Below are 12,878 nucleotides of genomic sequence, written 5' to 3' on the forward strand. Positions count from 1 at the left end.
CCAGTCGCGGCAAATACCCACAATCTTCAAGAAGCGCGAAAGCCAGGAAAAAAGTACCAACAATTGGCAGGATGATGACCACAGCATAGCGGACGCCGAGGGTAAAAAGGCCATAATCCCCGAGGATTAGGGATCGCATCCATTCCTCGGGCAAATAAGCGAAAACCGCCCTCTCCACCATAGGATTTATTAAGTCTGCAAAAAGCCGCTTATCCAGACAGTCGACCAAAAAACCTGCACCAAAACGACCGACAAACTGGTATAACCCCAAATACAGCACTAGACACAGTAACGGTAGGCCGGTCAAAGGTTGACGGACATAATTATCGATACGGTCGGCTAATCTCATCTGCCGGTTTGGACCGTACCGAACGATACCTGCCAAAATTTCGTCGACCTGGGCTTGCCGCTCGGCTGCCAGAGCATACTCCAGTCCGTCCGGATACCGTGATGCCAAATCGCAAATAATTTCACGAATTGATGCAAACCGGGGCTCTTCCTGAAGTTTTTTCTGCATCTCCGGATCATTCTGCAGCATTAGTAGTGCCGCCATTCGTTTATTCATGCCGTAATCCTGCATCAACATGCCGGCGATGCGTTCGAGGGCTTCCTCAATTGCCCGGCTAAACTTGGGCAATAAGGGCTGTCGATATTGGTAGCGGCTAACCGCTATTTTTAATTCTTTTAGTCCCAGTTGGTAAACGGCCGACGTAGCAATGACAGGAATGCCCAGTTTCTCCGCCAGCAGGCTGCGCTTTATATAAACGCCGTCGCGTTCAGCTTCGTCCATAATGTTTAGGTCCAAAATCACCGGCAGACCTGCCTCTAGCAATTGGAGCGTCATATTGAGCATTCGCCTGATATTTTTAGCGTCGATGACATGAATGACTACATCAGGACGCTCACTAATTAGCAGCCGCCGGGTAACTTGCTCTTCCTCCGTTATAGGAATAAGGGAGTACAGTCCCGGTGTATCAATGATTTCCCAAGTATTGCCGTCAAACCTTCCCATTCCCCGGCTGATATCAACGGTTGTACCTGGATAATTCGAAACAGTGACATACACACCAGTGAAATTGTTGAATAAAACACTTTTACCTACGTTCGGCGCACCCACCAGCACCGCTTTTTTCTCCACACGCTGCGTCATGCTTTTCCTCCGCTTTCCAGTTACTACGATATTTCCTATTCACGGAGGAAGCCAATTATGAATCGCACTTAAATTAAAAAGGCGCATCAGGAAAACCCGATGCACCTTTAAACTATACCAGCGGTGATATCTTGGCAGCAATGGCCTGTTTAGGCATGAAGCCGATCAGTTTTTCGCCAGGCTCGCCATTTTTAAACAAGATCATGGTCGGCAGGCTCATCACACCGTACTTTTGCGCCAAAGACCGGTTTTCGTCGACATTGACTTTGACCAGCTTCACCTTGTCGCCCATTTCGTTGGCCAACTCATCGAATACCGGCGATAATTTAGTACAGAACCCGCACCAGGGAGCCCAAAAATCGACCAAGACCGGTTTGGATGAGTCTAGCACCTCTTCTTGGAAATTAGTCTCATTGACGTTCACAACATTCGCCATCTTAATTCTCCCTTCGGTTACAATTTAGTTTATGCTTTACGGTTGCGAATTTCAACCATAACGCAAGCATGATGGACAACATTAAGACCTAAGGTTTCCGCTGTACGGATTACTTGTTCGGCATCAGCCCCTGGCTGCAGCCACACATTTTTAATATTTAGTTTGGCGCATTCATGCATAATCTGCTCCCCTACGCGCGGAGGTACGACAATGTCTACGACATCTGGCTTTTCAGGAAGGTCGCTGAGCGTCGGATAGCATTTTTCGCCCTCAATTTCCGCAATGCCGGGGTTTACCGCATACACTTTATACCCTGCCTCACGCAAGAAGCGAAAAATTTTAAAACCAAACTTGTCCCGATTATTCGTCGCTCCGACTACGGCCCATGTTTTTAATTTGAGAAAATCATCTATAAGTTTCATTATTTACCTCCTTGTCCGTAAATTTTATTTACATTATATTCCTCTTGCTATTGTGAGTCAACTCGCGTCTTAATATACAGCTTTATGGTTTATTTACAACCATCCCCATATCCCCGTGCATTTACCGGACTAAAATGAAACCCGCATGCTTAATCGCATGCTTAATAACACTTAGACTTAGCCCTAAAAAGCAAAAAACTGAAACGGATGACTTCCGCTTCAGTTCATCTATATGTAAATTAGCCCGCGATGCCGTCACCTTAATATGTTCGAAACCCGCTTCTCGCAGGTGGGCATCCTAAGACGTGCTTTTGCCTTCCACTCAAAGGAGGCTTGGCAGCCACACGCCATCGGATTCCCGATGTCATTCCGTAGGTTGAACATAACTCAAGGCTAACGAACATCCCAGGCATATTCCGTATCAGCAGGATGTATAATACCATGAGACAATGACCGCGCTCAAGTCCGATCAATAAGAATTAAGGCTGTTCTCAATAAACTAAATTAAATTAAGCCGGTAAAGCTTTTTTATGCTCTTGTATAGCCGCTAATCCTATCTAGCACAAGAACGCAAGGATTGAGCGGCTAGCGCGAAACCCACCGGAGCAGACAGAACAATACAAAGGCAGATAATTTTGAGGATCCTCCATTTAGGCGGCAGTTGGTTCTGAGTCCCATAGTAGTGCAATCCTAATAATAAGATGAGGGATGGTATCCATAATAAGGCGTAAAAAAAGGCTAACGGCGCACCGGCTTCAATATAACCCTGAAAAAAAGTCTGGACTGTATGACTAATGTTTTGGAACATGCTCTTTCAACCCCCGCGGGTTACTACTGTGTACTATGATTTTATATACTCCTTTTCTGTAATAAAACCCTGCTGCCGTAAAGCGCCAAGGCCACCTATATTTTCGTCCCGGGACGGAAACTAGAGTCCTTTTAGGTGATGTACATCATTCACCAAGGTGACAACAGCACGATCGCGGTAATACTCAATGATATTCACCGCAGTATTATCCTGCCGGATATTCCATACATAATTAAGATGTATATTTAAAGCGGCGCACAAAAGGGTACGTATTGTGCCGCCATGGGATACAACTACAATCGTCTGGTTGGGATGTTCACTTACAATACGTTCGATAGCCCCCTCGGCACGAGCCTTAAGTTCCCGAAATGTCTCCCCACCCGGAATTACCACATCGTCCGGGTGGGTATATAGTTTTTTCATAATATCCGGCCACTGGCTATTGATGCCGTCATAGGTCAGCCCTTCCCACGCGCCGAAACGTATTTCCCGCAGCGCTGGTACGCTAACCACGGGCAAGCCATGTTTGGCAGCGATAAATTCGGCCGTTTTGTACGCCCGGCTTAAGTCGCTGGCAAATACGGCGGCAACGTTCTCACTCGCCAAGCGTTCGGCCACCAGTTGCGCTTGCCTGATTCCCAATTCCGTCAATTCGATGTCCGTATGTCCCTGATATTTTTGTTCCAGATTCCATCTCGTTTGGCCATGGCGAACCAATATAACCTTAGTCATTCCGTCCCCCGCATACTGTCGCCAGAATTCGCAGCAGCTGGTTATTTTCTTCCTCTTTTCTCACGGCCACACGTACATAATAAGGCGTCAAACCGGGATAGTTGCTGCAATCGCGAATTAATACATGCTCCTCCATCATAGCTTTCCGCAACGCAGCCGCCGTCATCCCCGTTCCGGCCACGTCGACAAGAATAAAATTGACTGCCGGCGGAAAGGGCTTCAGTCCGGGTATTTGGGCCAGCCCATCGTATAAAGCCTTCTTGGCGGCAGCTACATATTGGCGGCTCTTACTGCGGTACTCTTTATCCTGCAGGGCGGCGACACCGGCGGCCTGGGCCAAGGCATTGACGTTCCATGGATCTTTGCTGGCATGCATGATAGCAGCCAACCGGGGAGCAGTCAGCGCAAACCCCAACCGGAGCCCTGGGATAGCATAAAACTTAGTAAGCGAGTGAAGAACAACCAAATTAGGGTAGCGAGCGAGCAAAGTGCGACAGGTATATATGTCATCATTAAAAAGAAAATCAATGAAAGACTCGTCGACAACGACCGCAACATTTTTTTTGGCTGCGGCGTAAAGCAGCGGTTCCAGTTCAGCCGCCGTCAGCACCGTCCCGGTCGGGTTGTTGGGATTCCCGACAAAGACCATATCAATAAACGGGAGGGCGGAAATAATATTGGCTACCGGAAGGGCGAATCCTTCATCCGGTGAAAGCGGTAGATAGCAGACATCGGCTTTTGCCGCGCGAGCCGCTCGTTCGTATTCACTGAACGTAGGCGCTGCAACCATCACCCGTTGGGGACGAACGGCATGGCAAAGCACATAGAGCAGTTCCACCGCCCCATTCCCAACCGTAATTTCCTCGATAGGAACGCCGTAATGCCGGCTAATGGCTTCCTTTAACGCCCATGCTTCTGCATCGGGGTAGTTCACAACATCGTCGATGCCGTCCAATAAACTCTTCCGCACGCTAACCGGCAGACCAAAGGGGTTAATATTGGCGCTGAAATCAAGAAATTGTCCCACTTTTTCGCCCATTAGGCGGGCGGCTGCATAAATATTCCCCCCATGTTCATAGTAACCTTCCTGTACCATATACTAATCCCTCACAATCGTAAGGCCACCGGCAATAAGCCGAACCGTTCTAAAGAAAGTTATACTCGGACACGCTGCCAGAACAGCATTCACGCAAGGGCCAATGGCCGCTTTCCTGTCTGCCGGAAACAGGACGCCAAGGACAGTGCCGCTATGCGCGACATTTACCCCCACCGCGCCAAAACGCGCAGTTATTTCAACGATTGTTTCGAGACAAGGCTTATAAAGAATGGCTTGGTTGGCTATGGCACTAATGGTTGCCCCCTGTCCAATAAGAGAACTATCACCCGTCTCCAAGCCACGCCGGACTAAATCCAAGGCCTGCCGTACCTGTTTTTCCTTGGCAGCATTTAAAATAGCCAGATCACTGCGCCGATTAAAATACTCGGTATCTACTTCTCCACCCACGTCGAAAACAGCAATGAAAAGCGCTGGCGGCATGCCCAGAAAACGGCGGATGCGACCGTAGACATGATCCATCATCATAATACCCGGATAGAAAAGGCCGTCCGTTGGTTCAATACTGAGCGCAATATCAGCAATTTGATCAGGAGTCAAGCTCCTGCCGGCAAATAAGGCGGCAGCCTGACAGGCGGCGCTAATGTCGGCGCTGCTCGAAGCCATTCCCTTGCCAATGGGAAGATCAGAACGTACCCTGACTCTTACCCTAACATCGCCATGGCCAAGAAACTCGAGCGTTTTCCGCACGGCGGTCAGTGTCTTGTTCCCGGCATTCTGGTGCGACCGGCCGTCGCAAGTAATTTCCACTTCTGAATAGAGATCTACCGGACAAGTGATTAGGAAATTTACCCCGTCGATCGTGCCTTGGACCAGTTCCCCGCAGGTACCGGGGGCTCTAACTTTTACACCCATAGCGTCTCTTCGCCCACTTTTTATATTAGTTCAGTCATGTTACCGGCAAATCTTGTAAGGCATAGGCCACGCGCGCCTCGTCAAAGGTCGCCATTTCATTGAGAACCTTAACGCCGGCGTCCACTAGCGTTAACCCGAGGGCAGCGCCTGTACCTTCGCCAAGCCGCATACTGAGTTTTAGCATGGGCTTAAGGTTCAAATGTTCTAAAATAACTTTGTGACCTGGTTCGGCCGATAGGTGAGCTGCAACCAGATAGGGCTGAACACGGCTGGTGAGACGATAAGCCGCAAGCGCCGCAGCAGATGAAATGAACCCATCAAGTACTACCAGCACTCGCCGTGCGGCCGCTGCCAAAATTACGCCAGTCAAGGCGACAATCTCCAGCCCGCCCACCTTTGCCAAAACATCATAAACATTCTTAGGGTCCGGCCGGTTGACCGCGATAGCTTCCTCTACTACTTTAATCTTATGCATCAACAGTTTTGAACTAATCCCCGTACCCATGCCGACTACCTCATTGGGGGCTCTACCGGTTAAAACGCTCGTTAAAGCCGAACTGGCCGTCGTATTGCCAATTCCCATTTCGCCAAGGGCGATAACCTGAACCCCCTTGTCGATAACGGCGTTGGCCACATCCAGGCCGACATGAAGCGCTTGAACGACCTGTTCCTGACTCATGGCCGGCCCAAAGCGCATGTTAGCGGTTCCTGCCGCTACTTTGCGGTGTTGGATGGGCAAATCAGCGGGCAAATTAGCTCGGACGCCAACGTCAACTAACACGAGTTCGGCGTTGGCGTGGCGTGCCAGCACATTAATCGCGGCCCCACCTTTTATAAAATTATAAATCATCTGTTCCGTTACTTCCTGTGGATAAAGACTAACCCCTTCAGCAGCAACCCCATGGTCGGCCGCCATCAATATGACCGCTTTTTTGGGTAGTGGCGGTCGTTCTTGGCGCAGCGCTCCAGCTAGCTGCTTAGCCCTTTCTTCGAGGGCGGCTAGGCTCCCCAACGGTTTAGTCAAGTTATCCAACCGGAGTTGAACCCTGGTCATGACATCGTTATCCAAAGGCTCTATTTTGGCAATTGTAGCGTTTATTCTTTCCATGGCTATAACTCCATTTCTATACATATTATAAAGACAAAAAGGGTCAAAGCTTCGGTCATTTCTGTTATAGCCCCGTAGATATCGCCGGTAAGACCGCCAATTATCCGGGTGACATAGCGGCCAAACAGTACAGCGAAAACAAGTCCTGCCACCAGGCTAAAAACGGCGGCCCGACCGAACGGGATAATCAAAAGCAGGGTAAAGACAGTGGCTATATACAAAGCCCTTTTCCCGGCGTATTGGGCAAAAGCCTTGCCTATTCCTTCCGGCCGGGCGTAAGGAAAAATAGTAATACCGATTACCATGGCCATGCGGCCGATAACAGGGGCGATAAAAAGCGCTATGGGCCGGGAATAGGCGTCGATATCCAGCAGCATCGACCATTTCAGCAGCAGCAGCGCGCCAAAGGCCATAACACCGTTGGCCCCGACCCGGCTGTCTTTCATAATTTCAAGCATTCGCTGAGGCGTCCTGCCGGAAAAAAGGCCGTCAAAAGTGTCCATAAATCCGTCGCCATGCAGCCCGCCGGTCAGAACAAGACCGATAACGACCAACATTGCGGTCCAAACATGAGCCGGCAAATAGGCATTAACAACACTGTCAAGCACGGCAAGCATACTGCCGATAACCGCTCCGACTAAAGGAAAATACTTAACGCTGCTGCCGAATTCTTCCGGCGACCATGTATTTTGCCGAACAATATGCAGCCGGGTCAAAAACTGGAGGGCGATAAAAAAGTCACTCATCATTTTGGTTCGGCTGTTGCAACGCCGGCCTCCTCAAAAGTAGCCATATCCCGGAGAAGTTTGATGCCAGCGTCAAGTAGTGTCATGGCTAGACAAGCCCCAGTCCCTTCACCTAACCGCATCCCCATATCAAGCACCGCCCGAAGGCCTAAAACTTCAAGCATCTTGCCATGAGCAGGTTCTGCGGAAAGGTGCGAGCCAATCATATAGTTTCTCGCTGCGGGCGCTAAGCTGGCAGCGATAAGGGCCGCTCCTGTAGCAATAACGCCATCCACAACGGTAGGTACCCGCCGAGCGGCTCCTCCGAGAATAACGCCGGCCAGACCGGCAATATCGTAGCCCCCAAGTTTACTGAGAACATCCAGAGCATCGTCACGATTTGGCTTGTTAACCTTCAAGGCTTGCTGCACGGCTTGTAGTTTAACTTTCAACCGGCCGTCGCCAATGCCTGAACCGCGCCCCACTGCGAGCTCGGGCGGCAGACCGGTAAAAACGCTGGCAATAGCCGCCGTGGCCGTAGTATTGCCAATTCCCATTTCCGCCAGCGCAAAAAGCCCATACCCTTGGTCGATACACATGTTGGCAATTTCGATTCCTACCTCAAGGCCTTTCACGGCCTGCTCGCGGCTCATTGCCGGCCCCCGGGTGAAGTCTTCGGTACCATAGGCAATCTTACGGTTGATAAGACGGGGGTGTTCTTTAAGATCCACGCGAACTCCCACGTCAACAATAAACATATCGGCGCCGGCGTGACGAGCGAGCACATTGGCTCCTGCTCCCCCTGACAAATAGTTATAAACCATTTGTACGGTTACTTCCTGGGGATAGGCGCTTATGCCGTGAACGGCGACGCCGTGGTCTCCTGCCATCAAGACCATGGCCTTACGGGGAATTGACGGCAGCGGTTCGCCCGTCATGCCGGCATAGTTGGCCACGAGCGTTTCCAACTCGCCAAGGCTGCCTTGCGGCTTGGTCAGACTGTCGTAGCGGCGTTTTACCGCAGCAGCAGCTTGGTGATCTACGGGAGGAATGTTATGAATGGTTTGCTGTAATAGTTCCAATTCGTATTAACCTCCTCGGTATTACCATATAACCAACAACAAAAAAATCACCGTTAAAAACGTAACCAAATACATTATCCGTATCGTTTGTTTTATGTGACAAGGCGCCAAAGGGCTTTTCGCCTCCCCCATGTAGGGTCGGAAGGAAGGAATACCGCCATAGTAGTTTAACCCGCCCAACCGAATTCCCAGAGCCCCAGCCGCACCTGCCTCAGCTATGCCACTGTTCGGGCTGGGGTGTTTGGCCGCGTCGCGCCAAATAGTCTTAGCAGCCCCCCATGCGTCAAACCGCAGCAGCCACGCGGCAATAATGATAAAAATACCTGTCAGGCGTGCCGGCAGGTAATTAAACACATCGTCTGTTCGCGCGGCAACCATGCCGAAATTACGATATTTTTCGTTCTTATAACCTACCATCGAGTCGAGCGTATTCACCGCTCGATACAGAAAAGCGAGCGGTACTCCGCCGATAGCAGCGTAAAACAAGGGGGAAACGACGCCGTCGACAATATTCTCTGAAATCGTTTCTACCGTTGCCCTGGTTATTTCAGCTTCATCCAGTTTGTCGGTATCCCGCCCGACAATCCAGCCAACCTTGAAACGGGCCTGCGCCAAATCACCCGTCACCAGGTAGCCGTAAATCTCCTGACCAGCCTCGGCCAGACTGCGGGGCGATATGGCAAACGACAATAACAACGCTCCCCCGGCTAGCGCCGCTACCGGATGCCACGCCTGCAAAACTTTCATAATCAGCCAGGTTATCCCATAAACAATGGCAAGCACGCTCACTACCAAAACAGCCCCGGCCAGCTTTTGCGTAAAGGGCGCATGCTGCGAGCGCCGAAGTCCCTTCTCCAGACTGACAATCAGCTTGCCAATTAATACCACGGGATGAAATCGGAAGCGGGGATCGCCGATAAAGGCATCAACGCCGACTGCAATTAACGGCAAAAATTTATCCAATCCGCTCAACATCACCGGACACCCATGATATGATACAAAAGTTCCATGTTTAAACTATTGCGGACAACCTCAGCCAAACGATCGTAATTGGCCTGCTTCTTTGCCTGAATATCGGTGACCGTCGCCAGTGGGGCCAAACCTTTTCGCACCCGCAGTGCGTTAACCACGGCCCGGCGGTATTTGTCATTATCGAAAATACCATGAATGTAGGTTCCCATAACCAGACCGTCAGACCGTACCACACCGTCAGCATGATAGCAGGGCTTTCCGGAACGGCTGGTAATGATAAAGGCCGGCTGGACCGGGCCCGTAAACTCCGTACGGCCCATATGGATTTCATAGCCCTGCAGGTCGGTTTCGTCATGTCCCAAGCCCAAAAAGCCATGGCTAATGCAGCGCGCCGTTACCTGATGGGTAATTTTTTCCGGGGCAAAAGTCGTGACGGTATCAAGCAGGCGCAGTCCGTCCACCCGCTCATTATCCGATTCGGTGCGGTATGGGTCGCGAATTTCCCGTCCCAGCATCTGATAACCGCCGCAAATACCGACAATCGGTGTGCCTGCGTCTACCAGCCGAAGGATTTCCCGGTCATAGCCACTGCGGCGCAGATACAACAGATCCTCGGTGGTATTTTTGCTGCCCGGCAGTACAATAAGATCCGGCTTGCCAAGCGGCTCACCCTGTCGCACATAGCGGACGGTAACACCCGCTTCACTCGCCAAGGCATCAAAATCGGTGAAATTGGAAATCTTCGGCAGGCGAAGTACAGCGATTTCAACCTCACCCCTGCCGTCCGGCCGTTTATCATCAAGGGAAACCGAATCTTCGTCGTCGATTCCCAAGTGTTCAAGATAAGGTACTACACCAACCACCGGCTTGCCTGTCTTTTGTTCCAAAAAATCCAGCGCCGGCTGCAAGAGGCTTATATCGCCGCGGAACTTATTGATAATAATACCTTTGACCAAATCGCGCTCATCCGGTTCCAACAGTTCCAGGGTACCGACTACCGACGCCAAAGCCCCTCCCCTGTCAATATCAGCTACCAAAAGTACCGGCGCCGGCGCAAGTTTAGCAATACGCATATTGACAATATCATTGGCCTTGAGATTAACTTCCGCAGGACTGCCCGCCCCCTCAATGACGATAACGTCGTACTCGGCATGAAGCTTGCGTAAACACTCCTTAATTACCTGCAGTGCCTGCGTGCTGTACCCGGAATGATACTCCTTTGCCGACATAGTTCCGACCGGCCGACCAAGAACAATTACCTGAGAACACGCGTTGCCGGTCGGTTTTAGCAGTACCGGATTCATTTCTACTACAGGCTCAAGACCCGCCGCCTCGGCTTGGACCACCTGGGCCCGTCCCATTTCACCGCCTGTTTTTGTTACATACGAATTAAGGGCCATATTCTGGGCCTTAAAGGGCACAACACGCATAGCATCCTGGCGGAAGATACGGCATAAAGCGGTAGTCAGGATGCTTTTCCCAACATGCGAACCCGTTCCCTGCAGCATAATCGTTTTAGCCATTTACCTTCCCCCTGTCCTAAGGGCCAACTGTTTAATATCTACCGCTAAGCCGCTAACTACCAGGTATACTTCGTCAGCGGCCGCGGCCACCCGTTGGTTGACCTTACCGGCTACATCGCGGTACTCACGGGCAAGAGCATTATCTGGCACTATCCCCATGCCCACTTCATTGGTAACAAAAATTACGGTCGCTTGACTGGCCTGCGCTGCCGCAATCAGTTTATCAATGGCGTCGATAATGTACCGGTGGCGCTCGGCCGGCTCGGTCAATGTCGCGGCGGCCAAAAGCAGATTGCTGGTATAAAGCGTCAGACAATCAAATAGCACTACCTTAGCCGTTTGGGCGGCCTGAGCAATTGCCCGGTCCGCATCGGCAGGGGCTTCGATCGTAAGCCATTCGGCCGGCCGGCGACGCTGATGAAGTTCTACCCTTAGCCGCATTTCTTCATCACCGACTTGCGCGGTCGCAATATAGGCCACCGGTCCGCCCGCCGCGGCGGCGTACTGTTCGGCAAAAGTACTTTTGCCGCTGCGGGCGCCGCCGGTAACCAGCACAATTTTACTTCGCATGTCTGTCACGTCCTTTAAACTTAATGCACCGTTCGATGAACCTTCCGGCCGCCAACCTATTGCCGGCAAAATGAATATGCAGGTAAGAAGCCAGGATATTATCTGTCGCAAAACCCCCGCGGTAGGTTGTACCCGTGCGTACTTTCGTAAATTCGAAAGCCCAGGGAAAACCCGTGTGGTCGTCGGGAACCATGCGGGAAAAGTGGAATTCATGGCCCCGCAGCTTCTCACCGGCCAAACATAATACAGTATCGTGGAGCGCCCTTGTCTCCACGTATCCAACCGTTTGCAGGTTTGACTGCATTTCGCACACGGCTGGAATTAATCCCACCATATCAAAGGCTTGACCACCAAACCCGGAAATTTGTCTACATAAATACATCAAACCGCCACACTCGGCATAAATGGGCATGCCGTCTTTACCAGCCCGGAAAATAGCATCACGCATCGGGCGGTTGGCCGCAAGCCGCTCCAAAAACATTTCTGGGAAACCACCGCCTAGGACTAGTCCGTCGACGGGCGGTAAAAATTGGTCATATAGCGGGCTGAACTCTACCAGTTCCGCTCCCTGCGCAGTCAAAACCTCTAAACTTTCCGGATAGTAAAAGGAAAATGCCTCATCCTGGGCCACGCCGATCCGTACCTGTCCCCTGTCGCAACGATAATTATCCAATGGCGCGACCAGGGGCGGAGCCTGCTTAGCCAGATTGATCAATTCATCAACTGCGATTTGTTCAGCCATCCGGTCCGCCATAACGTCGACCGTTTTCCGCGCGTCGTGCTCAGTTACCGGTGTTAACCCGAGATGCCGCTGCGGCGTCGACAGCCGGTTATCGCGAAAAACAGCGCCGAGCAAAGGAATACCCAGACGCGAAAATGCTTCGGCCACCATGGTGCGGTGCGTTTCCGAGCCAAGGCGATTGACAATTACCCCGGCCAACCGGATATCTTGGTCATACAGTTTATAACCGAGCGCAATGGCGGCAGCGCTTTCGCCCATAGATTTGGCGTCAATAACCAGTATTACCGGAGCATCGAGCCTTTTGGCAATGGCCGCCGTACTGCTGACCCCACCTCGGCCGCCGTCATACAGCCCCATAACCCCTTCGATAAGGGCCAGCTCGCAACCGCTTGCCGTCTTTACAAACAGGCGAACCATTTCCTCCGGTGGCATCAGCCATGTATCAAGGTTATGCGCCCGCTTCCCGCTGGCCAGTGCGTGATAGCCAGGGTCAATATAATCGGGACCGACCTTATAAGATTGAACATTAAGACCGCGCCGGGCCAGCGCCGCCAGCAGACCGGTCACAATTGTCGTCTTGCCGACCCCGCTATGCGTGCCGGCAATGACAAGCCGCGGTATTTGAAAATAAGTCATGCA

Annotated in this window: 13 protein-coding genes and 1 other RNA gene; all 14 read right to left on the bottom strand. The window is 51.4% G+C overall.

The genetic code is table 11. The features are described from left to right. A partial coding sequence (locus TCARDRAFT_RS05755; RefSeq protein WP_040683106.1) for a FeoB small GTPase domain-containing protein occupies positions 1-1,150 on the bottom strand: 1,150 nt, incomplete at its 3' end. Between the two features lie 112 nt (positions 1,151-1,262). Next, positions 1,263-1,586 (bottom strand): thioredoxin, encoded by a 324-nt coding sequence (gene trxA, locus TCARDRAFT_RS05760; RefSeq protein ID WP_007289068.1) that lies wholly within the window; start codon positions 1,584-1,586, stop codon positions 1,263-1,265. A gap of 29 nt (positions 1,587-1,615) precedes the next feature. Then, positions 1,616-2,008, bottom strand: a complete 393-nt coding sequence (locus TCARDRAFT_RS05765) for a CoA-binding protein (RefSeq protein WP_007289069.1) — start codon at positions 2,006-2,008, stop codon at positions 1,616-1,618. 237 nt (positions 2,009-2,245) lie between these two features. After that, a non-coding RNA gene (gene ssrS, locus TCARDRAFT_RS14915) (6S RNA) lies at positions 2,246-2,423 on the bottom strand. Positions 2,424-2,936: 513 nt separating this feature from the next. Beyond that, the gene (cobC, locus tag TCARDRAFT_RS05770; RefSeq protein WP_007289070.1) at positions 2,937-3,548 is read right to left on the bottom strand and encodes an alpha-ribazole phosphatase; all 612 of its coding nucleotides are present in this window, start codon (positions 3,546-3,548) and stop codon (positions 2,937-2,939) included. Continuing rightward, on the bottom strand, positions 3,541-4,644 hold the full coding sequence (gene cobD / locus TCARDRAFT_RS05775) for a threonine-phosphate decarboxylase CobD (protein ID WP_007289071.1): 1,104 nt from the start codon (positions 4,642-4,644) through the stop codon (positions 3,541-3,543). Before cobD ends, cobC begins: the two co-directional genes overlap by 8 nt. Positions 4,645-4,647: 3 nt before the next feature. Then, positions 4,648-5,517 carry a GHMP family kinase ATP-binding protein gene (locus TCARDRAFT_RS05780; protein ID WP_007289072.1) on the bottom strand — a complete coding sequence of 290 codons (870 nt, stop codon included), beginning with the start codon at positions 5,515-5,517 and terminating at the stop codon, positions 4,648-4,650. A gap of 34 nt (positions 5,518-5,551) precedes the next feature. Next, positions 5,552-6,625, bottom strand: a complete 1,074-nt coding sequence (cobT, locus tag TCARDRAFT_RS05785; RefSeq protein WP_007289073.1) for a nicotinate-nucleotide--dimethylbenzimidazole phosphoribosyltransferase — start codon at positions 6,623-6,625, stop codon at positions 5,552-5,554. Between the two features lie 2 nt (positions 6,626-6,627). Further along, positions 6,628-7,371: an adenosylcobinamide-GDP ribazoletransferase gene (gene cobS / locus TCARDRAFT_RS05790; RefSeq protein ID WP_040683107.1), complete on the bottom strand. Its 744-nt coding sequence runs from the start codon at positions 7,369-7,371 to the stop codon at positions 6,628-6,630. Further along, complete coding sequence (cobT, locus tag TCARDRAFT_RS05795) at positions 7,371-8,432, bottom strand: nicotinate-nucleotide--dimethylbenzimidazole phosphoribosyltransferase (RefSeq protein WP_007289075.1); 1,062 nt, start codon at positions 8,430-8,432, stop codon at positions 7,371-7,373. Before cobT (TCARDRAFT_RS05795) ends, cobS begins: the two co-directional genes overlap by 1 nt. A gap of 21 nt (positions 8,433-8,453) precedes the next feature. Further along, positions 8,454-9,407 (bottom strand): adenosylcobinamide-phosphate synthase CbiB, encoded by a 954-nt coding sequence (gene cbiB / locus TCARDRAFT_RS05800; RefSeq protein ID WP_007289076.1) that lies wholly within the window; start codon positions 9,405-9,407, stop codon positions 8,454-8,456. After that, a complete protein-coding gene (locus TCARDRAFT_RS05805) occupies positions 9,407-10,927 on the bottom strand; it encodes a cobyric acid synthase (RefSeq protein ID WP_007289077.1) in 1,521 nt (506 codons plus the stop codon). Before TCARDRAFT_RS05805 ends, cbiB begins: the two co-directional genes overlap by 1 nt. Beyond that, on the bottom strand, positions 10,928-11,497 hold the full coding sequence (gene cobU, locus TCARDRAFT_RS05810) for a bifunctional adenosylcobinamide kinase/adenosylcobinamide-phosphate guanylyltransferase (RefSeq protein ID WP_007289078.1): 570 nt from the start codon (positions 11,495-11,497) through the stop codon (positions 10,928-10,930). Continuing rightward, positions 11,487-12,875 carry a cobyrinate a,c-diamide synthase gene (locus tag TCARDRAFT_RS05815; protein ID WP_007289079.1) on the bottom strand — a complete coding sequence of 463 codons (1,389 nt, stop codon included), beginning with the start codon at positions 12,873-12,875 and terminating at the stop codon, positions 11,487-11,489. The genes cobU and TCARDRAFT_RS05815 overlap by 11 nt, the downstream gene beginning before the upstream one ends. Positions 12,876-12,878: the final 3 nt, after the last annotated feature.

Source organism: Thermosinus carboxydivorans Nor1, assembly GCF_000169155.1.
In the GTDB taxonomy this organism is placed as follows: domain Bacteria; phylum Bacillota; class Negativicutes; order Sporomusales; family Thermosinaceae; genus Thermosinus; species Thermosinus carboxydivorans.